Annotated in this window: 21 protein-coding genes; 8 read left to right on the top strand and 13 right to left on the bottom strand. The window is 75.8% G+C overall.

Annotated features, from left to right (window positions below):
• The 5 genes from nuoE to FHX36_RS18795 all read right to left on the bottom strand — a co-directional run bounded on the left by nuoE (window position 1) and on the right by FHX36_RS18795 (window position 4,274).
• Window positions 1-1,008, bottom strand: a complete 1,008-nt coding sequence (gene nuoE / locus FHX36_RS18815; RefSeq protein WP_110552211.1) for an NADH-quinone oxidoreductase subunit NuoE — start codon at window positions 1,006-1,008, stop codon at window positions 1-3.
• The gene (locus FHX36_RS18810; protein ID WP_110552212.1) at window positions 1,005-2,327 is read right to left on the bottom strand and encodes an NADH-quinone oxidoreductase subunit D; all 1,323 of its coding nucleotides are present in this window, start codon (window positions 2,325-2,327) and stop codon (window positions 1,005-1,007) included. Before FHX36_RS18810 ends, nuoE begins: the two co-directional genes overlap by 4 nt.
• 13 nt (window positions 2,328-2,340) lie before the next feature.
• A complete protein-coding gene (locus FHX36_RS18805) occupies window positions 2,341-3,057 on the bottom strand; it encodes an NADH-quinone oxidoreductase subunit C (RefSeq protein WP_110552213.1) in 717 nt (238 codons plus the stop codon).
• 79 nt (window positions 3,058-3,136) lie between these two features.
• Entirely contained in the window at window positions 3,137-3,811 is a 675-nt protein-coding gene (locus FHX36_RS18800) for a NuoB/complex I 20 kDa subunit family protein (RefSeq protein ID WP_110552214.1), read from the bottom strand.
• 31 nt (window positions 3,812-3,842) lie between these two features.
• Window positions 3,843-4,274, bottom strand: coding sequence for an NADH-quinone oxidoreductase subunit A (locus tag FHX36_RS18795; protein ID WP_425487823.1), 432 nt, complete (start codon window positions 4,272-4,274; stop codon window positions 3,843-3,845).
• 478 nt (window positions 4,275-4,752) lie between these two features.
• On the opposite strand from FHX36_RS18795, the gene FHX36_RS18790 reads away from it, so the two are divergent.
• Window positions 4,753-5,616 (top strand): aminoglycoside phosphotransferase family protein, encoded by an 864-nt coding sequence (locus tag FHX36_RS18790; protein WP_220035934.1) that lies wholly within the window; start codon window positions 4,753-4,755, stop codon window positions 5,614-5,616.
• Here the strand turns inward: FHX36_RS18790 and FHX36_RS18785 are convergent.
• The gene (locus FHX36_RS18785) at window positions 5,613-6,329 is read right to left on the bottom strand and encodes a demethylmenaquinone methyltransferase (RefSeq protein WP_110552216.1); all 717 of its coding nucleotides are present in this window, start codon (window positions 6,327-6,329) and stop codon (window positions 5,613-5,615) included. The genes FHX36_RS18790 and FHX36_RS18785 overlap by 4 nt on opposite strands.
• Window positions 6,330-6,367: 38 nt before the next feature.
• On the opposite strand from FHX36_RS18785, the gene FHX36_RS18780 reads away from it, so the two are divergent.
• Together FHX36_RS18780 and FHX36_RS18775 are read left to right on the top strand one after the other, a co-directional pair.
• Window positions 6,368-7,633: an isochorismate synthase gene (locus FHX36_RS18780; protein WP_110552217.1), complete on the top strand. Its 1,266-nt coding sequence runs from the start codon at window positions 6,368-6,370 to the stop codon at window positions 7,631-7,633.
• 71 nt (window positions 7,634-7,704) lie between these two features.
• The gene (locus tag FHX36_RS18775) at window positions 7,705-10,383 is read left to right on the top strand and encodes a putative bifunctional diguanylate cyclase/phosphodiesterase (protein ID WP_146251585.1); all 2,679 of its coding nucleotides are present in this window, start codon (window positions 7,705-7,707) and stop codon (window positions 10,381-10,383) included.
• A gap of 18 nt (window positions 10,384-10,401) precedes the next feature.
• Here FHX36_RS18775 and menD read toward each other — a convergent pair whose 3' ends face one another.
• A complete protein-coding gene (menD, locus tag FHX36_RS18770; RefSeq protein ID WP_183514002.1) occupies window positions 10,402-12,156 on the bottom strand; it encodes a 2-succinyl-5-enolpyruvyl-6-hydroxy-3-cyclohexene-1-carboxylic-acid synthase in 1,755 nt (584 codons plus the stop codon).
• A complete protein-coding gene (locus FHX36_RS18765) occupies window positions 12,153-13,127 on the bottom strand; it encodes an o-succinylbenzoate synthase (RefSeq protein ID WP_343056662.1) in 975 nt (324 codons plus the stop codon). The genes menD and FHX36_RS18765 overlap by 4 nt, the downstream gene beginning before the upstream one ends.
• 119 nt (window positions 13,128-13,246) lie before the next feature.
• Between FHX36_RS18765 and FHX36_RS18760 the strand changes: the two genes are divergently transcribed.
• Genes FHX36_RS18760 through FHX36_RS18745 form a run of 4 tightly spaced genes read left to right on the top strand, consistent with a single transcriptional unit; the run spans window position 13,247 to window position 16,538 of the window.
• The gene (locus FHX36_RS18760) at window positions 13,247-13,939 is read left to right on the top strand and encodes a CDP-alcohol phosphatidyltransferase family protein (protein WP_220036117.1); all 693 of its coding nucleotides are present in this window, start codon (window positions 13,247-13,249) and stop codon (window positions 13,937-13,939) included.
• Window positions 13,932-14,489, top strand: a complete 558-nt coding sequence (locus tag FHX36_RS18755) for a hypothetical protein (protein ID WP_110554317.1) — start codon at window positions 13,932-13,934, stop codon at window positions 14,487-14,489. The genes FHX36_RS18760 and FHX36_RS18755 overlap by 8 nt, the downstream gene beginning before the upstream one ends.
• Before the next feature lie 37 nt (window positions 14,490-14,526).
• Window positions 14,527-15,672: an o-succinylbenzoate--CoA ligase gene (gene menE, locus FHX36_RS18750; RefSeq protein WP_343056661.1), complete on the top strand. Its 1,146-nt coding sequence runs from the start codon at window positions 14,527-14,529 to the stop codon at window positions 15,670-15,672.
• Window positions 15,669-16,538: a 1,4-dihydroxy-2-naphthoate polyprenyltransferase gene (locus FHX36_RS18745; protein WP_110554365.1), complete on the top strand. Its 870-nt coding sequence runs from the start codon at window positions 15,669-15,671 to the stop codon at window positions 16,536-16,538. The genes menE and FHX36_RS18745 overlap by 4 nt, the downstream gene beginning before the upstream one ends.
• Here the strand turns inward: FHX36_RS18745 and FHX36_RS18740 are convergent.
• The gene (locus tag FHX36_RS18740) at window positions 16,535-16,846 is read right to left on the bottom strand and encodes a DUF4229 domain-containing protein (protein WP_110554366.1); all 312 of its coding nucleotides are present in this window, start codon (window positions 16,844-16,846) and stop codon (window positions 16,535-16,537) included. The genes FHX36_RS18745 and FHX36_RS18740 overlap by 4 nt on opposite strands.
• On the bottom strand, window positions 16,839-17,351 hold the full coding sequence (locus FHX36_RS18735) for an Lrp/AsnC family transcriptional regulator (RefSeq protein WP_258373078.1): 513 nt from the start codon (window positions 17,349-17,351) through the stop codon (window positions 16,839-16,841). Before FHX36_RS18735 ends, FHX36_RS18740 begins: the two co-directional genes overlap by 8 nt.
• Window positions 17,352-17,406: 55 nt before the next feature.
• Between FHX36_RS18735 and FHX36_RS18730 the strand changes: the two genes are divergently transcribed.
• The gene (locus FHX36_RS18730; RefSeq protein WP_110554367.1) at window positions 17,407-17,631 is read left to right on the top strand and encodes a hypothetical protein; all 225 of its coding nucleotides are present in this window, start codon (window positions 17,407-17,409) and stop codon (window positions 17,629-17,631) included.
• Window positions 17,632-17,711: 80 nt separating this feature from the next.
• Here the strand turns inward: FHX36_RS18730 and FHX36_RS18725 are convergent, their stop codons facing one another.
• The 3 genes from FHX36_RS18725 to resB form a co-directional block, all read right to left on the bottom strand.
• Window positions 17,712-18,050, bottom strand: a complete 339-nt coding sequence (locus FHX36_RS18725) for a hypothetical protein (protein ID WP_183514000.1) — start codon at window positions 18,048-18,050, stop codon at window positions 17,712-17,714.
• A 136-nt stretch (window positions 18,051-18,186) separates the two neighbouring features.
• Entirely contained in the window at window positions 18,187-19,170 is a 984-nt protein-coding gene (gene ccsB / locus FHX36_RS18720) for a c-type cytochrome biogenesis protein CcsB (protein WP_110553904.1), read from the bottom strand.
• Window positions 19,167-20,804, bottom strand: coding sequence for a cytochrome c biogenesis protein ResB (gene resB / locus FHX36_RS18715; protein ID WP_181428915.1), 1,638 nt, complete (start codon window positions 20,802-20,804; stop codon window positions 19,167-19,169). Before resB ends, ccsB begins: the two co-directional genes overlap by 4 nt.
• Window positions 20,805-20,816: the final 12 nt, after the last annotated feature.

Raw genomic sequence — 20,816 nt, 5'->3', positions numbered from 1 at the left:
TCAGACCTCTCGCTCGACGGAGCTGTTCGTCCCGGCCCCGGAGCCGGTCGGTGGGGTGTCGGTGCCCTCGGCGCCGCGCTCGGCGGGCCGCCGGCCGGCGGGCTCGGGGGCGTCGGTGTGCACCTGCTCGGCGCCGGCCTTCTCGGCCGGGTTGGTGGCCGCCGCGACGGTCGCGTCGCCGGCCCGCTCGGCCCCGGTGCCCCCGGACGACGGCGCCTCGGGCGCCGGGGTGCCGGCGTCGGCGCCCGGGTCGGGGGCCCGGCCGATGGGTGGTGCGGCCTCGCCGCGCTCGGCGGCCAGCCGCACCCCGACCAGCGTCGGGACGCCGGCCGACGGTGCGTCGACCGCGGCCCGCTCGGCGGCGGCGTCGGCGTGCTGGGAGAGACCGGCGAGCTGGCGGGAGACACCGCGGAAGTCGGTCAGCGGAGCGCCGCGGGTCGGCGGCGGCTTCTCCCCGCGGCGCAGGGCGGCGACCAGCTCGCGGGCGCTGTCGACGTCCTGCTGGTCGTAGAACTCGTAGTCGACGGTGACCACCGGGGCGTAGTCGCAGGCGGCCAGGCACTCGGCGTGCTCGAGGGTCACCGAGCCGTCGGCGGCGGTCTGGTCGTGGCCGACGCCGAGGTCGGCGGAGACGGCGTCGTAGATGCGCTGCCCGCCGAGGACGGCACAGAGCGTGTTGGTGCAGACGCTGACCAGGTGCCGGCCGGTGGGGTGCCGCTTGTACATCGTGTAGAAGGTCGCGACCGCGCCCACCTCGGCCTTGGTGAGGCCGAGCAGCCGGGCGCAGAAGCCGACGCCCTCGGGCGAGACGTAGCCCTGCACGGACTGGACCAGGTGCAGCATCGGCAGCAGCGCGGACCGGGCCTGCGGGTAGCGGGCCATGATCTCCGCGGCCTCGGCCTCGTGCTGGGCGGTCAGCAGCGGCAGGTCCGGGGCGGCGGGCTCCACCGGGCTGGAGTCCAGCCCGGTCACCGCCGTCCCCTCGAAGGAACCGGGCAGGGCACTCATCGGTCGACGCCTCCCATCACGGGGTCGATCGAGGCGATCGCGGCGATGACGTCGGCGATCATGCCGCCCTCGCTCATCGCGGCCGTCGCCTGCAGGTTGGTGAAGCTGGGGTCGCGCACGTGGACCCGGAACGGGCGGGTGCCGCCGTCGCTGACCACGTGGTAGCCGAGCTCGCCGCGGGGCGACTCGATCGCGGCGTAGACCTGCCCGGCCGGCACCCGGAACCCCTCGGTGACCAGCTTGAAGTGGTGGATCAGGGCCTCCATCGACTGGCCCATGATGTGCCGGACGTGGTCCAGCGAGTTGCCCATGCCGTCGGCGCCGAGGGAGAGCTGGGCGGGCCAGGCGATCTTCTTGTCCTCGACCATGACCGGGCCCGGCTCCAGCTTGTCCAGCGCCTGCTCGACGATCTTCAGCGACTCGCCGATCTCGGCGACCCGCACCAGGTAGCGGCCCCAGGCGTCGGCGGTGTCGGCGGTCGGCACCTCGAAGTCGTAGGTCTCGTAGCCGCAGTAGGGCTCGACCTTGCGCAGGTCCCAGGGCAGCCCCGCCGAGCGCAGGACCGGACCGGTGACGCCGAGGGCCAGGCAGCCGGTGACGTCGAGGAAGCCGACGTCCTTGAGCCGGCGCTGCCAGATCGGCTGGCCGGTGAGCAGCCGGTGCATCGCGGTGATCCGCTCGGGCATGACGGCGAGGAACTCGCGGACGTGCTCGACCGCGCCCTCGGGGAGGTCCTGGGCCAGGCCGCCGGGGCGGACGTAGGCGTGGTTCATCCGCAGGCCGGTGATCTCCTCGAGCAGGTCGAGCACCAGCTCGCGCTCGCGGAAGCCGTTGGTCATCCCGGTGAGGGCGCCCATCTCCATGCCGAAGGTGGCCAGCCCGACCAGGTGCGAGGCGATCCGGTTGAGCTCCATCACCAGCACCCGGATGGTCTGGGCGCGCGGCGGGGCCTCGATGCCCAGCAGCTTCTCCACCGCCAGGCAGTAGGCGGTCTCGTTGAACAGCGGGGCCAGGTAGTCCATCCGCGTGACCAGCGTCGTGCCCTGGGTCCAGGTGCGGTACTCGGTCGTCTTCTCGATGCCGGTGTGCAGGTAGCCGATGACGACGCGGGCCTTGGTGACCGTCTCGCCCTCGAGGTCGAGCACCAGCCGGAGCACCCCGTGGGTCGAGGGGTGCTGCGGGCCCATGTTGACGACGAGCCGCTCCTCCTCGTGCGGGTCGGCGCCGAAGGTCTGGTCCCAGTCGCCACCGGTGACCGTGTAGACCCGGCCCTCGGTGGTCTCCCGCGAGCCGGCGTAGGGGTCGCTCGTCGTCGTCATCGCGCACTCCCGGTCATCGGTAGCTCCGGCGCTCGTCGGGCGGGGGGATCTGCGCGCCCTTGTACTCGACCGGGACCCCGCCCAGCGGGTAGTCCTTGCGCTGGGGGTGGCCCTCCCAGTCGTCGGGCATCAGGATCCGGGTCAGCTGGGGGTGGCCGTCGAAGACGACGCCGAACATGTCCCAGGTCTCCCGCTCGTGCCAGTCCGCGGTCGGGTAGACCCCGGTGACCGAGGGGACGTGCGGGTCCTCGGCGGTGACCGCCACCTCGAGCCGGATGCGGCGGCGGTAGGTCATCGAGGTCAGGTGGTGGACGACGTGCAGCCGCGGTCGGTCCGGCGTCGCGACCGGGCCTCCGCTGTCCTCGTAGTCGACGCCGGAGACGCTGCTGCACAGCTCGAAACGCAGGGCGTCGTCGTCGCGCAGCGCCTGGACCAGCGTGAGCAGGTGCTCCCGGACGACGAAGTAGGTGATCTCGCCGCGGTCGACGAGCACCCGCAGGACGGCGGCGTCGTAGGTCGCCTGGCCGACCGCGTCGATCAGGGCGTCGGTGACCTCGTCGAACCAGCCGCCGTACGGGCGGTCGGTGGTGTGCAGCGCGACGGCGCCGCCGGGCTCGACCCGGACCAGGCCACCGAAGCCGGAGGTGTCGCCGCTGCCGCTGACGCCGAAGGCGCCCTTGCGGAACCCGCCGGACGGCGCGGCCGCGGCCCCCGGCCCCGCCTCCGTCATCGCAACCACCTCGGCTCGACTCCGGGCTCGTTCCGCTCCTCGGTCGCTGGCGCTCCCTGCGATGCTCGCTCGCCCGTCGTCATCGCGGAGCCCCCGCCCCGGGCAGGACGACGGCGTTGCCCCCGCGCTGCTCGATGGCGAACTGACCGGTGCGGCCCGCGGCGGCCGCCTCCTCGTACGCCCGGCGCTGCGCCTTGTCGGCGCGGACGCTGGAGGGCATCTCGATGTGCAGGTCGGGTGCGGTGCCGTCGGCCCGGGCAGCGGCCTGCTGCGCGGCCCGCTTGGCGCCCAGCGGCTCGTGCTGGATCTTGTGGTGCAGCTTGAGGATGGCGTCGGTGAGCATCTCCGGCCGCGGCGGGCAGCCGGGCAGGTACATGTCCACCGGGACGATGTGGTCGACGCCCTGGACGATCGCGTAGTTGTTGAACATGCCGCCGGAGCTGGCGCAGACGCCCATCGCGAGCACCCAGCGCGGCTCGGGCATCTGGTCGTAGATCTGGCGGAGGACCGGCGCCATCTTCTGGCTCACCCGCCCCGCCACGATCATCAGGTCGGCCTGGCGCGGCGAGGCCCGGAAGACCTCCATGCCGAAGCGGGCCAGGTCGTAGCGGCCGGCGCCGGAGGCCATCATCTCGATCGCGCAGCAGGCCAGCCCGAAGGTGGCCGGCCACAGCGAGGACTTCCGGGTCCAGTTGACCAGCTTCTCGACGCTGGTCAGCAGGACGCCGCTGGGCAGCTTCTCCTCGAGGCCCATCAGGACTCCCCGTCCCTCGGTGCACGCACGGTCACTCCCACTCCAGCCCGCCGCGACGCCACACGTAGGTGTAGGCGATGAAGACGGTGAGGATGAAGACGGCCATCTCGACCAGGCCGAAGACCCCGAGCTGCTCGTTGGCGACGGCCCAGGGGTAGAGGAAGACGATCTCGATGTCGAAGACGATGAACAACATCGCGGTCAGGTAGTACTTCACCGGGAAGCGGCCACCGGTGAGCGGCTGGTCGACCGGCTCGATGCCGCACTCGTAGGCCTCGAGCTTGGCGCGGTTGTAGCGCCGCGGGCCGATGAACGGGGCCGCGGTGACCGAGAACAGCGCGAAGCCGGCGGCGAGCACGAACAGCCCGACGAGGGGCACGTAGTTCGACAGCATCAGGGACAGCCCACCGACCCGCGGACGGGCACCGGACCAGCCGGCGACCCGCCCCTGATCGGTGTGCACCTCGTCGTGCAGACCACCGGGACGACCTCCACTCCACGCCCGGGGACCCCCGGGATGACGCTTGTGAACTACTTCACAAAGTCGAGCGGTGGAAGCCTATGCCCGAGGGGCGTCGGAACACCAGGACCCCCGGTGACCGAGTTCACACCGAGGGTCCCGGCTGGCCGTTCCTGCTGGTCAGGTGAGCGGTCCCGGGGACGGGGCAGGCGGCGGGGCGGTCGGGTCGGTCGGGCTCGGCTGCGGGAAGGGCGCCGGCTCCGGCGGCGGGAGCGGGTCGATCGGGGACGGCGAGGGTCCGGGCGGCTCGGGCATCGGCGTGGGTGGTGTCGTCATGCGCCGACCCTGCTCCTCGCCTCGCCCGTTGCGCAGTCCTCTGGGCATCGCCCCGCGTGGAGACCCCGACGAGTGGGCACTCGTCACCGGCGTCGCTCGGTGGAATCCGATGGCGCCCTGGAGCGCCGCACCGGAGGGTCGGGCCGTGCAGATCGACGTCCCGCTGGTGCGGCGCCTGGTGAGGGCTCAGTTCCCCGAGTGGGGACAGCTGCCGGTGCGCCCGGTGACGTCGAGCGGCTGGGACAACCGCACCTTCCGGCTCGGCGAGGAGATGCTGGTCCGACTGCCCAGCGCCGAGGGCTACGCCGCGGCGGTGGGCAAGGAGCAGCGCTGGCTGCCCCACCTGGCACGGCACCTGCCGCTGCCGGTCCCCGTCCCCCTGGCCCAGGGGGCTCCCGGCCAGGGCTACCCCTGGTCGTGGTCGGTGTACCGGTGGCTCGACGGCGAGGACGCCCGGACCGCCGCCGTCACCGACCTGACCGCCTTCGCCGCCGACGTCGCGGCCTTCCTGACCGCGCTGCAGCAGGTGGACGCGAGCGGCGGGCCACCACCGGGGCCGCACAGCTGGTGGCGTGGCGCCCCGCTCGCCCACTACGACGCGGAGACCCGCCGGGCGATCGACGTGCTGTCCGACGTCGTCGACCGCGCAGCGGTCACGGCCGTGTGGGACCGCGCACTCGCCACGACCTGGGAGCGACCCCCGCGCTGGTTCCACGGCGACGTGGCGGCCGGCAACCTGCTGGTCCGCGACGGCCGGCTCGCCGCCGTGCTCGACTTCGGCACCAGCGGCGTCGGCGACCCGGCGTGCGACCTGGTCATCGCCTGGACGCTGTTCGACGGCGGCAGCAGGACGGCGTTCCGAGGAGGGCTGGCCCTGGACCCCGAGACCTGGGCGCGCGGCCGCGGCTGGGCGCTGTGGAAGGCGCTTCTCCTGCGCGCCGCGATGACCGGGACCGCGGACCGGTCAGACCCCGAGGCGGTGATCGCCGCGGTGCTGGCGGACGCCTAGATCCGGGTGCCCCGGTGCAGGGCGACCACGCCGCCGGTCAGGTTGCGCCACGCGACGTCGCCCCAGCCGGCCTCCTGCAGCCAGCGCGCCAGCTCCGGCTGCTGCGGCCACGCCCGGATCGACTCGGCCAGGTAGACGTAGGCCTCCGGGTTGCTGCTCACCACCCGGGCGATCGCCGGCAGCGCCCGCATCAGGTACTCGGTGTAGACGGTGCGGAACGGCCCCCACACCGGGCTGGAGAACTCGCAGACCACCAGCGTGCCGCCGGGCCGGGTGACCCGGGAGAACTCCCGCAGCGCCGCGACCGGGTCGGCCACGTTGCGCAGGCCGAAGGAGATGACGACGCCGTCCACGCTCTGGTCGGCCAGCGGCAGCGCCATCGCGTCACCGGCGACCTTGGGCACCGCCCGCGCGGCCCCGGCGCGCAGCATCCCCTGCGAGAAGTCGCAGGCGATCGCGTGCACGCCGCCGGCGGCGAGCTCGACGGTGGAGACCGCGGTGCCGGCCGCGACGTCGAGCACCGTCGACCCCGGTCGCGCCCCCAGCGCCTCGCGGGTGGCCCGGCGCCAGCCGGCGTCCAGGCCCCCGGAGAGCACCGTGTTCGTCACGTCGTAGCGGCCGGCCACCCGGTCGAACATCGCCGCGACGTCGGCCGGGCGCTTGTCCAGCCCCGCGCGCGTCCCCGCCGTCTCAGGTCGTCCACCGGTCGCCACGTCGGCGACGCTACCTGCGCGCCTCCTACCCTGGAGACGTGACCATCGCAGCCGAGACCACCGACGCGGCCGCCGTCACGACCACGCCCTTCGGTCCGCGCCGCACCCCGCTGCTCACCCTGCTGCCGGCCGAGGGCGCGCTCGCCTGGGTGCGCCGCGGCGAGGGCCTGGTCGGCTGGGGCGAGGCCGACCGGCTCGAGGTCACCGGCCCGGACGCGCTGCAGGAGGCCGCCGCCTGGTGGGCCGACCGCTGCGCCCGCACCCGGGCCGAGGACCCGCTCGGTGTCCCCGGCTCCGGCCCGGTGGTCTTCGCCTCCATCGCGTTCGACCCGGCGGCGGGCACCTCGGTGTTCGTCGTCCCGGAGGTCGTGGTGGGCCGCCGCGACGGCCAGACCTGGGTGACCGTGACCGGGGAGGCCGACGAGGACCGCGCCGTCGTCGAGACCTCCCCGCAGGAGGCGGCCACCTCGATCGGCCGGCTCGCCTACGCCGACGGGGCGCTGGACCCGGTGGCCTGGTGCGGCGCGGTCGCCACCGCCGTCGCGCGCATCGACGCCGGCGAGCTGGACAAGGTGGTGCTCGCCCGCGACCTGCTGGTCAGCGCCGACCGCCCGCTGGACCCCCGCCGGCTGCTGCTGCGGCTGGCCGAGCGGTTCCCCGACACCTGGACCTTCGCCGTCGAGGGCATGCTCGGCGCCACCCCGGAGCTCCTGCTTCGTCGCACCGGCCGCCGGCTGGACGCCCGGGTGCTCGCCGGCACCGCCCCGCGGGGCGCCGGCGCCGACGACGACCGGCTCGCCGCCGGGCTGGAGGAGTCGGTCAAGGACCACGCCGAGCACGCCTACGCCGTCACCAGCCTCGCCGACGCGCTGCGCCCGTTCGTCGACGACCTGCACGTTCCGGAGCGGCCCGACGTCCTCACCCTGCCCAACGTGCGGCACCTGGCCAGCGACGTGCACGGCCGCCAGCGGGACGGCGACCGGACCGGCCTGCTCAAGCTGGTCGGCGCCGTGCACCCCACCGCCGCCGTCTGCGGCAGCCCCACGCCGCAGGCCGCCCGGGTCATCGCCGAGCTCGAGGGCATGGACCGCGGCCGGTACGCCGGGCCGGTCGGCTGGCTGGACTCCCGGGGCGACGGCGAGTTCGGGCTGGCCCTGCGCTGCGCCCAGCTGACCGGCGCCGACGACGGCCGGCAGGCGCGGCTGTTCGCCGGCTGCGGCATCGTCGCCGGGTCCGACCCGCTCGCCGAGCTGGCCGAGACCCAGGCCAAGCTCGCCGCCTTCCAGGCCGCCCTGGAGGACTGAGGCTCACCCGGAAGGGGCGCCGGGGGCGCCCCTGGCTCCAGAGCGCGCCGGGTACGGCCGAAGCAGTCTCGGTGAGCTCCCCCCGCACCCTCCGCGCGATCCGGCCGCGTGCCGTGGTCTCCCCGGGTGTGCTGGTGGCCCTGCTGGTGCTGGCCCTGGGCTTCGTGGTGCTCGCGCCGGACAGCCTGCTCGCCGACTGGCTCTACCTCGTCATCAGCGTCGGCGGCGCCGCGGTCGCCTGGGCCGGCGACCTCCGGCGGCCGCAGAACCGCCGTGGCCGGGTCCCGTGGCTGCCCCTCACCCTGACCCTCAACGCCGCCGGCGACGTGCTCTGGCAGGCCCTCACCTGGGCCACCGGTTCCCCGCCCGACGTGTCGATCGCCGACGTGGCCTGGCTGGCCAGCTACCTCACGATGGCCGGCATCGCGCTGACCGGCCGCATCGGCGGCCGGCGCCGACCCGGCGCACGCCTCTACGCGGTGCTGGACGGCGTGGCCGCCCTCTCCGTCGCCCTGCTCGTCGTCTTCCAGACGTCGGTGACGGCGACCCTGGCCGACCACGGCCTCTCCCCCACCGCCCGGGCCGCCTTCGTCGCCTACCCGGTGCTGGACGCGGTCGTCATCGGCCTGATGGCGTGGCGCCTGGTGCTGCACGGCCGCGTCCGGCCGGTGGTGGCGCTGGTGCTGCTCGGCATGGCGTGCTGGATGGGCGCGGACCTGGGCTGGCTGCTCCTCGCCTCCGCCGACACCGTGGCCGGCTGGCTGGACGGCGGCTGGCTGCTCGGCGTCGTGCTCATGGCCGCGGTGCCCTGGGTGCCCCAGTCGGGCACCGAGGACCCCGCCACCGACCGCGGCCCCGGCAACGGCCCCTGGCGGATGGCCATCAACGTCGCGCCGTTCACCGCCCCCGCGCTGGTCGAGCTCTTCGCCTGGCGGGAGGGCATCGACGTCAACCCGGTCCCCGGCCTGGTGGTCTGGGGCGTGCTCCTCGTGCTCATCTCGATCCGCACCCGGCTGGTCGCCCTGGACGGCGAGCGGGCCTGGGCGGTCGTCCGCTCGCAGGCCCGCCGCTCGGAGGCGCTGGCGGTCAACTCCTCCGACGCCGTCGCGGTCGTCGACGTCGAGGGCCGGCTGACCGCCGACTCCGGGTCGCTGTCCCGCTCCTTCGGCGCCGACGCGACCGCCGGCGTCGAGCTGGCGGCGCTGGTCGGGCAGGTCGGCGGCGACCCCGACGCCACCCGGCTGCTGCTGGCCCGCAGCGTCGCCCAGCCCGGTGTGCCGGTCGAGCTGGAGCTCGAGGGACGGCGCCCGGACGGGAGCCCCTTCTGGCTCGGCGGCCGGGCGGTGAACCTGCTGGACGACGCGGACGTCGCGGGGATCGTCGTCAGCCTCTACGACACCACGGCCCGCACCCTGGCCGAGCGCGAGCTGGCCCACCAGGCCTTCTACGACGGCCTGACCGGGCTGGCCAACCGCTCGCTGTTCCTGGACCACACCGAGCAGGCGCTGCGCCGGGCCGGCCGCACCGGCAGCCCGCCGATCGTGCTCTGCCTGGACCTGGACGGCTTCAAGGACGTCAACGACAGCATCGGCCACCTCGCCGGCGACCAGCTGCTGTGCGCGATCGGCGCGCGGCTGCTGGGCGTCGTCCGGTCGGCGGACACCGTCGCCCGGCTGGGCGGCGACGAGTTCGCCGTCCTGGTCGACGACACCACCGGCGGGCTGCCCGAGGCGGCCGCGCTCGCGCAGCGGCTGCTCGAGGTGATCAGCGAGCCGGTCGACCTGGGCGGGCACAAGGTCACCGTGGCCGCCAGCATCGGCATCGTCGTCGCCGAGCCCGAGGCCACCCCGCTGTCGCTGTTCCGGGACGCCGACATCGCCATGTACCGCGCCAAGGCCGCCGGCCGCGCCCAGTGGGTGGTCTTCGACCCCGACATGCGCACCGCCGCCCTGCAGCGCATCGAGCTGGAGCGCGAGCTCGCCGGTGCGCTGGCCGCCGGGCAGCTGCGGCTGACCTACCAGCCCGTCGTCGACCTGCAGGACGAGCAGGTCGTCGGCTTCGAGGCGCTGCTCCGCTGGCAGCACCCGACCCTCGGCGCCGTCGGGCCGGACCGGTTCGTCCCGGTCGCCGAGGAGTCCGGCGAGATCGTCGCGATCGGCCGCTGGGTGCTCGCCGAGGCCACCCGCACCGCCGCCCGGTGGCAGCGCGCCCACCCGGGCCGCCCGCTGTCGATGGCGGTCAACGTCTCGGCCCGGCAGCTCGTCGGCGGCACCCTCCTGCAGCACGTCGCCGAGGCGCTCACCGCCAGCGGGCTCGCGCCGTCCGCGCTGGTCCTGGAGGTCACCGAGACCGCGCTGGTCACCGACCCGGCCGCGGTGGCCGAGCGGCTCGCCGAGCTGCGCGCGCTCGGCGTCCGGCTGGCGCTGGACGACTTCGGCACCGGCTACTCGTCGCTGAGCTACCTGCGCCAGTTCGACGTCGACGTGCTCAAGATCGACCGCTCGTTCGTCACCCTGCTCGACGGCTCGGCCGACGACGCGGCGATCGTGCACGGCCTGGTCCAGCTGGGCCGCACGCTCCGCCTGGAGGTCGTGGCCGAGGGCGTGGAGACCACCGCCCAGCGCGACCGGCTGCGCGCCGAGCGGTGCGACCTGGCCCAGGGCTACCTGTTCTCCCGGCCGCTCGAGGAGGCCGACGCCGAGCTGCTGCTGCTCGGGCAGCGGGCTCCCCGGCCGCTCGCCCAGGCCTGAGAAGGGACCCGCCGGAGATCACCCGAGTGCCTGGGCCGCCACGTCGCGCAGCCGGACCGCCAGCGCCGCATCGGCGGCGGGGTCGGTGCGGACGACGACCACCCGCGGCCCGCCCGCCCCCAGCGCGGTCACCAGCTGACCGGGGTCACCGACCGCCGTGGCGGCCCAGCCCAGCGCCCGGGCAACCGACACCAGGTCGCGGCCGTGCGGGGTGCCGAAGACCCGGCGGTAGGCCGAGGCGTACTGCGGCTGCCCGGGCTCCAGCTGGGCGAAGATCCCCCCGCCGTCGTTGTCCGGGACGACGACGGTCAGGTCGGGCACCGCCTCCCCCTCGCCGGTGAGCAGGCCGGTGAGGTCGTGCAGGAACGTCAGGTCGCCCATCAGCGCGAACGCCCGGCCGCCGCCGGCGCCCTGGTGCGCGAGCGCCGCCCCGAGGGCGGTGGAGATCGTGCCGTCGATGCCGGCGACCCCGCGGTTGGCCAGCACGGTGAGCCCGGGCCGGGGCACCGCGAGCCGGTCGACGTCGCGCACCGGCGTCGAGGAGCCGAGCACCAGCAGCGCCCCGGCCGGCAGGGTGGCCACCACGTCGCGGGCCAGCCGGGCGGCGGTCAGCCCGCGCGCCGGGGCGTCGTCCAGCTCGGCGTCGACGGCCAGGCCCACCCGGGTCGCGGCGTCGGCCCAGGCGGCGCTCCAGGCGGCGTCACCGCGGGGACCGCTGTCGCGCAGCGCCAGCCCCGGGTCCAGCGCGGCGCTCCCCACGACCGCGCTGCCCCGGCCGGGGTCGGCCCAGCGCGGGGACGGGGCGTAGGTCTCCACCCGCACCGCCGGGTCGGCGAGCAGCGCGGCGACCGGGCGGGACAGCGTGGGCCGGCCGACGACGACGACCCGGTCGGGCCGGTGCGCCCCCGCCCACTCCTGCGCGCCGAGCAGCAGCGCCGACCCGCGCACCGCGCCGGCCGCGCCCCACGCCCCGCTGCTGGGCTCGGCGAGCACCGGCCAGCCGCGCTGGTCGGCGACGACGGCGGCCGCCCGCCCCACCGCCGAGGGCGCGTCCCCGGCGACGACCAGCGTGCGGCCGGCGTCGGCCTCGCCGGCGGTGAGCGGCGCGCTGCGGGCGCCGCCGGCGGCACCGGCCGACGCGGTCCACGGCGCACCGTCGGGCCGGCCGGCGAGGTCGCCCGAGGGCAGCGGCGGCCGCACGCCGGGGGTGACGTCGTCGGGCATCAGCGGCTCGCGCAGCGCGAGGTTGAGGTGCACCGGCCCCGGGTCGCCGGACAGCTCGCCCCGGGCCACCAGCAGCGCCTTGGCCACCAGCGATCGCCAGTACCGGTTCTGCGCCGCCTCGCGGCCGGGCTCCGGCGTGCCGACGTCGGCGGCCCAGCGCACCGCACGGCCGTAGAGCCCCGGCTGCTCGATCGTCTGGTTCGCCCCGGTCGACCGCAGCTCCGGCGGCCGGTCGGCGGTCAGCGCGAGCAGCGGCACCCCGCTCGCGTCGGCCTCCAGCACCGCGGCGTGCAGGTGGGCGGTCGCCGTCCCGGAGGTGGTGAGCACCGGCACCGGGCGCCCGGCGGACTTGGCCAGCCCCAGGGCGAGGAAGGCGGCGGTGCGCTCGTCGATGCGGACGTGCAGCCGCAGCCGGCCGGCCGCCTCGGCGTCGGCCAGCGCGAGGGCCACCGGCGCGGAGCGGGAGCCGGGGGCCACGACGGCGTCGGTGACGCCGCCGCGCAGCAGCTCGTCGACCAGCACCCGGGCGAAGGCGGTGGAGGGGTTCACGCGGCGAGCACCGCGGCCAGCCGGGCCCGCCAGCGCCGGTCGGTGTCCGGGTCGGCGGCGGTCTCGGCGAGCCGGTCGGGCACCGGGCGGGCCACCGGCAGCGCGCCGTCCACCGGGAGCAGCGGGGCGCTGGCGACGTCGGCGGTGAACAGCGCCACGGTGGCCAGCCCGCAGGCGAACGGCAGCTCGGGCAGCGCCGCGGCCAGGGCGACCCCGGCGGCGATCCCCACGGAGCTCTCCAGCGCCGAGGAGACGACGCACGGCAGCCCGTGCGCCTCGGCCACCTCCAGCGCGGCGCGCACCCCGCCCAGCGGCTGCACCTTGAGCACGACGACGTCGGCCGCCTCGGCCAGCGCCACGCGGCGCGGGTCGGGCGCCCGGCGGACGACCTCGTCGGCGGCGACCCGGACGTCGATGCGACGGCGCAGCGCCGCGAGCTCCTCGACGGTGGCGCAGGGCTGCTCGACGTACTCCAGGTCGTAGCGGTCCAGCGCGGTGATCCGGCGGACCGCCGTGTCGACGTCCCAGGCGGTGTTGGCGTCGACCCGGATCCCCCCGCCCGGGCCCAGCGCGGCGCGCACGGCCTCGACCCGGGCCTCCTCCTCCGCGTCGGTCTGCCCCGGCTCGGCCACCTTCACCTTGGCGGTGCGGCAGCCCGACGCCGTGACGATCGCGTGCGCCCGCTCCGGGCCGACCGCGGGCACCGTGACGTTGACCGGCACGCTGCCGCGCACCGGGTCGGGCCAGCCCAGGACGGCGGCCTCGTACGCGCTCGCCCACCAGCGCCGGCTCTCCGCGACGTCGTAGTCCCAGAACGGGGAGAACTCGCCCCAGCCGGCCGGACCGCGCACCAGCACGCCGTCGCGGACGTCGATGCCGCGGAACCGGGTGCGCATCGGCACCGACCAGACGTGCGCCTCCAGCGCCGCCGGAGCGCTGGTCGTGGCGTCGTCGAGGGCGGCGGGGGGCACGGATGACAGCCTAGGCGCGCTGCTGCGGGACACTCGGGCCCGAGCCTGGCGTGCGATCCGAGCAACCCATAGCGTGCACGCGGCGCCGTCCCGGCGCACCCGAACCCCCGGAGGTCACCGTGGCCCACCAGACGGCCCCGCGGTCCACCGCCGACCTCAGCCCCCGCCGCCCGGGGCTGCCGGCGCGGTGCGGCGTGCGCGGCTGCGGCTGCGAGGACCCCCGCCAGCTGCGCAACGCCGCCAACGCGGTCACCGTCCTCCGCACGCTGGCCTCGCTGGCGCTGGTCACCGTCGCCGCCGTGCAGCACTCGTGGCCGTGGCTGCTGGCCGCCTACCTCGTCTACTGGATCGGCGACTCCGCCGACGGGAACATCGCCCGCTGGCGGAACCAGGAGACCCGGTTCGGCGCGGTGTTCGACGTGGTGTGCGACCGGATCAACTGCGTCAGCTGCGCGCTGGTGTTCCTGCAGTTCGTCGACGCGCCCTGGCCGATCGCGGTGTTCCTGTTCCAGTTCGTCGTCGTCGACCTGCCGCTGACCCTGCTGCCGATGCGCTGGCCGGTGCTCTCGCCGAACTACTTCCACCTGATCGACCCGCTGGCCTACACGCTCAACTGGCACGTGGTCGCCAAGGTCACCAACACCACCCTGCTGATCACCCTGCTGGTGGTGCTGCCCGACCACCAGTGGGTCGCGCTGGTGGCCGCCTCCACGGTGCTGGTGATCAAGGTCTGGTCGCTGGGGCGGGTGCTGCGGCTGACCGTGCCGAAGGACACCCCGCACGTGCCCCAGGGCGCCGCCGCCCGTGCCTGACGCCGGCACGATCGGCCTCATCGCCCTGGGCCTGGTGGTCGGTGCGGTCTCCGCCGTCACCCCGTTCCTGCCGGTCGAGGCCTACGTGATCGGCGTGGCGGTCACCCGCTCCCCCACCGTCGCGGTCGCCTCCGCGGTCGCCGCCGCCGTGGGGCAGACCGTCGGCAAGGTGCTGCTGTTCTCCGCGGCCCGGGGCGCGACCAGCTCCAGCTGGCTGCAGCGGTTGCGCGACCGCGGCGCCAAGGAGGCCGCCGAGATCAGCGCCGCCGAGGAGGCCGGCGAGGAGCCGCCGGGCGGGCCGGTCAAGCGCGCGCTGCGGCCGGTGGGCCGCTGGCTCAAGCGGGTCAACGCCGCCGGCGTCCGGCTGCTGTCCGGGCGCTGGGGCCACGGCGTGGTGCTGCTCAGCGCCTCGGTGGGCATCCCGCCGCTGCTCGCGATCGCCTTCTACGCCGGGACGTCGAAGATGCGGCTGCAGGCCTTCGTGATCACCTGCCTGCTGGGCCGGGCGGTCCGGTTCGTCGTGCTCGCGCTGGTGCCCGACCTCTTCTGACCGGGCGCCCGCACCCGGCGCCGTAGCCTGACCCCTTGTGGCCCGGCAGCTGACCCTCGTGCCCGCGCCGCCCCCCGAGGCCGCCGCGGCGGTGCTGGGCACCGTCTGGCCCGCGCTGCGCCGCAGCCTGGACGGCGGGGCGCCGCTGGCCGTCCTCCCCGCCGGCAGCGGCCCGGCCGACGCCGCGCGGGCCGTGCTGCGGCCCGACGAGCCGCTGGAACCGGGCACCGACCTCGTCGTCGTCACCTCCGGGTCGACCGGCGGGGGTCGCGGCGTGCTGCTGTCCGCCGCCGCGCTGCGGGCCTCCGCGACGGCCACCCTGGACCGGCTGGGCGGCCCGGGCAGCTGGCTGCTGGCGCTGCCCACCTCGGCGGTCGGCGGGCTGCAGGTGCTGGTGCGCAGCGCGGTGGCCGGCCGTGAGCCCGCCGTGCTGGCCCGCGGCGAGACGCTGGCCGCGGCGGCCGCCCGGCTGCCCGGCGGCGACCGCCGCTACACCTCGCTGGTGCCCACCCAGCTGCGCCGGCTGCTGGCCGACGAGCCCGAGGCGCTGGCCTCCTTCGACGCCGTGCTGGTCGGCGGGGCCGCCGCCGACCCGGCGCTGCTCGAGCGGGCCCGGGCGGCCGGCGTGCGGGTGCGCACCACCTACGGGATGAGCGAGACCGCCGGCGGTTGCGTGTACGACGGCGTCCCGCTGGACGGCGTCCGGGTGCGGGTCACCGAGGGCGTGGAGCTCGCCGGGCCGGTGCTGGCCTCCGGGTACCGGCTCGACCCGGCCGGCACCGCGGCGGCCTTCGCCGACGGCTGGTTCCGCACCCGGGACGCCGGCTCCCTCGCCCCCGACGGGACGCTGACCGTGCACGGCCGGCTGGACGACGTGGTGATCAGCGGTGGGGTGAACGTCTCGCCGCAGGCGGTCGAGGCCGCGCTGCGCGAGCACCCGACCGTCGCCGACGCCGTCGTCACCGGCCTGCCCGACCCGGAGTGGGGGCAGCGCGTCGTCGCGGCCGTCGTCCCCGCGGCCGGTGCGGTGCCGCAGCTCGCCGAGCTGCGGCCCTGGGTCGCCGACCGGCTGGGCGCCGCCGCGGCCCCGCGGGCGCTCACGCTCGTCGACGCCGTCCCCACCCTGCACACCGGCAAGCCCGACCGCCGGTCCGTCCTGCGCACCCTGGGAGAACACCCGTGACCACCGCAGCCGAGTGGCTGGAGGGCGCCCGCCCCCGCACCCTGCCGGCCGCCCTCGCCCCCGTGCTCGTCGGCACCGGCGTCGCCGCCGCACTCGACGGCTTCCGGCTCGGCCCCGCGCTGCTCGCGCTGGTCGTCGCGCTCGCCCTGCAGGTGGCGGTGAACTACGCCAACGACTACTCCGACGGCAAGCGCGGCACCGACGCCGACCGGGTCGGGCCGATGCGGCTGGTCGGCTCGGGGGCGGCCACGCCGCGGCAGGTGCTGGTGGCCGCGGCGATCGCCTTCGCCGTCGCGGCGGTGGCCGGCCTGGCGCTGGCCGCGGTGTCGAGCTGGTGGCTGGTCGCGGTCGGCGCGGTGAGCATCGTCGCCGCCTGGACCTACACCGGCGGTCCGATCCCCTACGGCTACCGGGCGCTCGGCGAGGTGTTCGTCTTCGTCTTCTTCGGGCTGGTCGCGGTCGTCGGGACGACGTTCGGGCAGACGGAGACGCTGGACGGGCTGGCCTTCGCCGCCGCCGTGCCGATCGGGCTGTGCTCGGTGGCCCTGCTGGTGGTCAACAACCTGCGCGACGTGCACGGTGACGCCGCGGTCGGCAAGCGGACGCTCGCGGTGCTGCTCGGCGAGAGCCGCACCCGGGTGGCCTACGCCGGCCTGCTCGTCGTCGCGTTCGCGGTGATCGCGGCCATCGGCGTGACCCGGCCGTGGGCGCTGCTCGGGCTGCTGGCGCTGCCGCTGGCCCTGCCGCCGGTGCGCACGGTCACCAGCGGCGGGCGCGGGCCGGTGCTGATCGGCGCGCTGAAGGGCACCGGGCAGCTGACCCTCGCCGTCGGCGTCCTGCTCGGGGCCGGGCTGGCGCTGAGCTAGCGGGCGTCGTCGGCGTCGGTGCCGCGCAGCTGGGCGCGCAGCGCCTCCTTGCGGTCGTTGCGCACCACCAGGGCGCTGGTCAGCCGGGTGCGCACCGGGCCGAGCACCAGGAACGACACCGGCATGGCCAGCAGGACGCCGAAGAGGAACCCCGGCGTGCCGCCCAGGCCCAGCGCCCAGAGCAGCGCGATCAGCGCGGCCGCGATCGCCAGCCGCCCCACGGTGTAGAGCAGGAACAGCGGGACCAGCTTCGGCGCGGCCGGGACCCCCTCCGCCCCTGCTGCGGTGGCTCCGGTCTGCTCAGCCACGACGGCCCTCCCACTTGGTCGACAGCACGACGGTCGTCCGGGTGCGCGCGACGCCCCGGATCCGGTTCAACGCGCTGATGGTGTCCTCGAGTGCCCGGATGTCGGGGACCCGGACCTTGAGCACGTACCCCTCGCTGCCGGCGACCCGCCAGCAGTCCTCCACCGACGGCAGCTCCGCCAGCGCCTCCTCCAGCCCGGTGTCGTCGACCTGGTCGCTCTCGATCACGCCGACCAGGGCGGTGACGCCGAGGCCGACCGCGGCCGGGTCGACGACCGCCCGGTACCCGGTGATCACCCCGGCCGCCTCGAGCTTCCCCACCCGCTCGTGCACCGAGGGAGCCGACAGCCCGACCTGCCGCGCGAGCTCGGCGTAGCTGGCCCGCCCGTTGGCCCGCAGCAGGCTGATCAGCTGCTCGTCCACCGCGTCGATGACGCCCCTCCGGTCCTCGTGCAGGCCCGGGCGCGGGCCCGGGACACCGATCCGGCCCCGGTCGGGCGAGATCACCGCCCCCGAGTATCGCCGCGGTCGTACATTGGGTGGCGACGAGGGGGGTGGCCTGATGGTCTTCCTGGTGATGATGCTGATCGCGGTGGCCGTGGTCGTGCTCGTGATGCGTGCTGCTGCTGCCCAGGGCGGGGGGCAGGGGGCCGCCGGGCGGCCCGTCCGCCCGCCGCGCCGGCCGCGCACCCAGCGGCCCACCCGGCCGCTGGCCCCCGACGACGACCCGGAGTTCCTGCGCGAGCTGGAGCGGCGCACCAAGCGGGACGACGGCAGCCTGAGCTGACCCGCCGTCCACCGGCCTGAGACCCGACGAGCCGTCGACCCTGCGGGGTCGACGGCTCGTCCGGCTCTCGGCGTGCCCCGCTACGCGGCGCTGCTGCTGCCGGTCGTGGAGCCGCCGCCGAAGAGCCGGCGCCAGCCCGCGCGGCGCCGCGCGGGCGCCTCGCCGGGCCCGGCGTCGGGCACCAGGGTCACGGCCGCCGGCGCAGCGGCGAGCTGCTCGGCGGGCCAGCCGAGCCCCGTGCCGTCGGCCGGGTCGCCCGGCCAGCCGAGACCGCCCTCGCTGCCGGTCGCGCGCAGCGCCTGCCGGGAGCCCTCCGCGTGCCGCGGGGGACCGGGCGCCGCTGCGGCCGGGCGCTGGTCCAGCGCCGCCGCCACGATCGGGTCGACGGCCGTGCCGTCACCAGCCGCGTGCCTACCCACGGTGACCACCGCCGCGCTGAGTCATGCGCTCAGGATGCCATGGTCACCGGGCTCGCGGGAGGAACGTTGGGTACCGAGCGGTCTCGTTTCACCCGATCGTGACTCAGAGTGAGGGCTTCGCCTCACCGGGACGACGTCAGCTGACGCCGCCGTAGCTGTGCAGGCCGGTGGACACGAAGTTCACGTACAGCAGGTTGAAGACCATCACCGCGAGCCCGACCACGTTGACCCACGCCGACGGGCGGCCCCGCCAGCCCGAGGTGGTGCGGGCGTGCAGGTAGGCGGCGTAGACGACCCAGGCGATGAAGGCCCAGGTCTCCTTGGGGTCCCAGCCCCAGAACCGGCCCCAGGCGCTCTCCGCCCAGATGGCGCCGGCGATGACCGCGAAGGTCCAGATCGGGAAGCCGAAGACGGCGGTGCGGTGCGCGGTGCGGTCCAGCGCGGCGGCCGAGGGCAGCCGGTCCAGCAGCGAGGGCGGCAGCGGGCCCTCGGCGGCGGCCCGCTCCTCGCGGCGGCTGCGCACCAGGTACAGCACGCTGACGATGCCGCTGACGAAGAAGATGCCGAAGCCGAGCGTCGCGGTCGTGACGTGCACCGCGAGCCACCACGACCGCAGGGCGGCGACCAGCGGCCCGGCCTCGACGTAGAGGACCATCCGGATCAGCGCCATGGAGACCACGACCGGGCCCATGACGAACAGCCCGATGTGCCGCAGCTCCGGGGCCCGGACGGCCAGCGCGGTGTAGGCGACGACCGCGACGAGCACGACGACGGTCGTGAACTCGTACATGTTGCCCCAGGGCAGCCGGTCGGCGGCGAGCCCACGGGTGACGACGACGGCGGCGTGGGTGAGCAGCCCGAGGCCGGTGAGCAGCATGGCGACGGTGCCCAGCCGCCGGGCGCGGGCCGGCTCGTCGGCAGCCGGGTCGACGGCGGAGGTCGCACCGCCGGTGGGCGCGCCGGCGGCCGGGGTGCCGGCCCCCGCGGCGACCAGCTGCCGGTCGCGGGCGGGCCGGCCGAAGGCCAGCTCGGCGCAGAACGCCACCACGGCCAGCGAGTAGACGACCACCGTGACGGTGAAGAACGTGTCGGACAACCGGGCGAGCGACTCGTCGATCACGACGGCGGTGCCTCCTCGTGGGCGGTGGGTGCGGCGCCGGGAGGCGCGGGAGCACGGGCGGCCAGGGCCGCCCGGACGTCGTCGGTCAGTGCGGTGAAGCGGGGCCCGGTGTCGGCGCTGCCGCGGGTCAACGAGCCGATCGACAGCACGGTACCCCCGCCGTCGGGGGCGGGGCCGACACGGGCGAAGACCCGCTCCCGGCGCACCAGCAGCATGCCGACCAGGCCGAGCAGCACGGCGATCGAGGCCGCCAGCACCCAGAGCTGGCCGGGGTCGTGCGACAGCTGCAGCGCCGCGAACTCCTGGTAGCCGCTGAAGGTGACCACCGTGCCGTCGGGCAGCGTCAGCGACTCCCCCACCGCCAGGTTGCCCGACGCCTGCTCGGTCAGCAGGCCGCGGTCGATCTGGGTCTGGTCCAGGGAGTACACCGACTGCGGCAGCCCGGAGTCCAGGCCCAGGTAGCCGGTGTAGACGACGATCGCGACCTGCGGGTCCAGCGGCCGCGGGTCGACCGAGGTGAGGATCCCCGCGCCCTGGGTCACGCCGGTGGGGGCGAAGAAGCCCTCGATCGCCAGCTGGTCGGTCGAGCCGGCGCCGAGGTCGGGCACCTTGAGCACGCCCTGGCTGGCCAGCGTGCCCTGGTCGGCGGGGAGGAACGGCGCGGACAGGTCGGTGAACGACGTCCCGTCGGGCAGCGTGAGGCTGAACTCGGGGCTGTAGCCGTGGCCGGTCACGTAGACCCGCTCGCCGTCGATGCGCAGCGGGTCGTTGACCCCGATCGTCGTCCCGACCGGGTCGCCGCCGTCCAGCTGGTAGCTGATGTCGGCGGTGTAGGAGGAGGCGGTGAGGTCGTCCTCGTACTGCGCCTGGAAGTCGTCGAGGTCCACGCACAGCGGCGACAGGCCGCTGCTGTCGACCAGCGGGCCCGAGGAGTAGGTGTCGTACTGCTGGAACGAGTTGCAGAACCCCTGGCCCTCGGTGACCAGGATGCTGCCCTCGTAGCCCCACATCTTGCCGCCGGCCAGCCCCAGCAGGAGCGCCAGCAGGGAGAGGTGGAACAGCACGTTCCCGGTCTCCCGCAGGTAGCCCTTCTCCGCCGAGACCTCCGGCCCGGACCGCCCCTCGCGGCGCACCACCCGGAAGCGGCGGACCCGCAGCTCCTCCTCCACCACGTCCAGCGCGCCGGTGCCCGGCAGCGTGGTGGGCAGCTCGGCGTGCTCCGGCAGCCGGTGCAGGTGCCGCGGCGCGGTCGGCGGCGGGGTGAACAGGGTGCGGCCGTGTTCGATCGCCCGCGGGACGACGCAGCCGATCAGCGAGATGAACAGCAGCAGGTAGATCGCGGCGAACCACGGCGAGCTGAAGACGTCGAACAGGTAGAACCGGTCCAGCCACTCCGCCAGCGTCGGGTTGTCCTGGAAGTACCGGTTGACGCTGTTCTGCGACAGCGAGCGCTGCGGCAGCAGCGAGCCCGGGATGGCGGCCACGGCCAGCAGGAACAGCAGCACCAGCGCGGTGCGCATCGCGGTGAGCTGCCGCCACCAGCGGAGCAGCCGGGCGAGCACCCGGCGGCCGGGCGAGGGCGGGGACGGCGGGGTGGCCGGGGCCGCCGGCCGCGGCGGGGCCGTCGTGGTCACAGCGCCTCCTCG

Origin of the sequence: Modestobacter versicolor (genome assembly GCF_014195485.1) — a bacterium.
In the GTDB taxonomy this organism is placed as follows: Bacteria; Actinomycetota; Actinomycetes; order Mycobacteriales; family Geodermatophilaceae; genus Modestobacter; species Modestobacter versicolor.
This window is presented reverse-complemented; position numbering and strand designations above follow the sequence as displayed.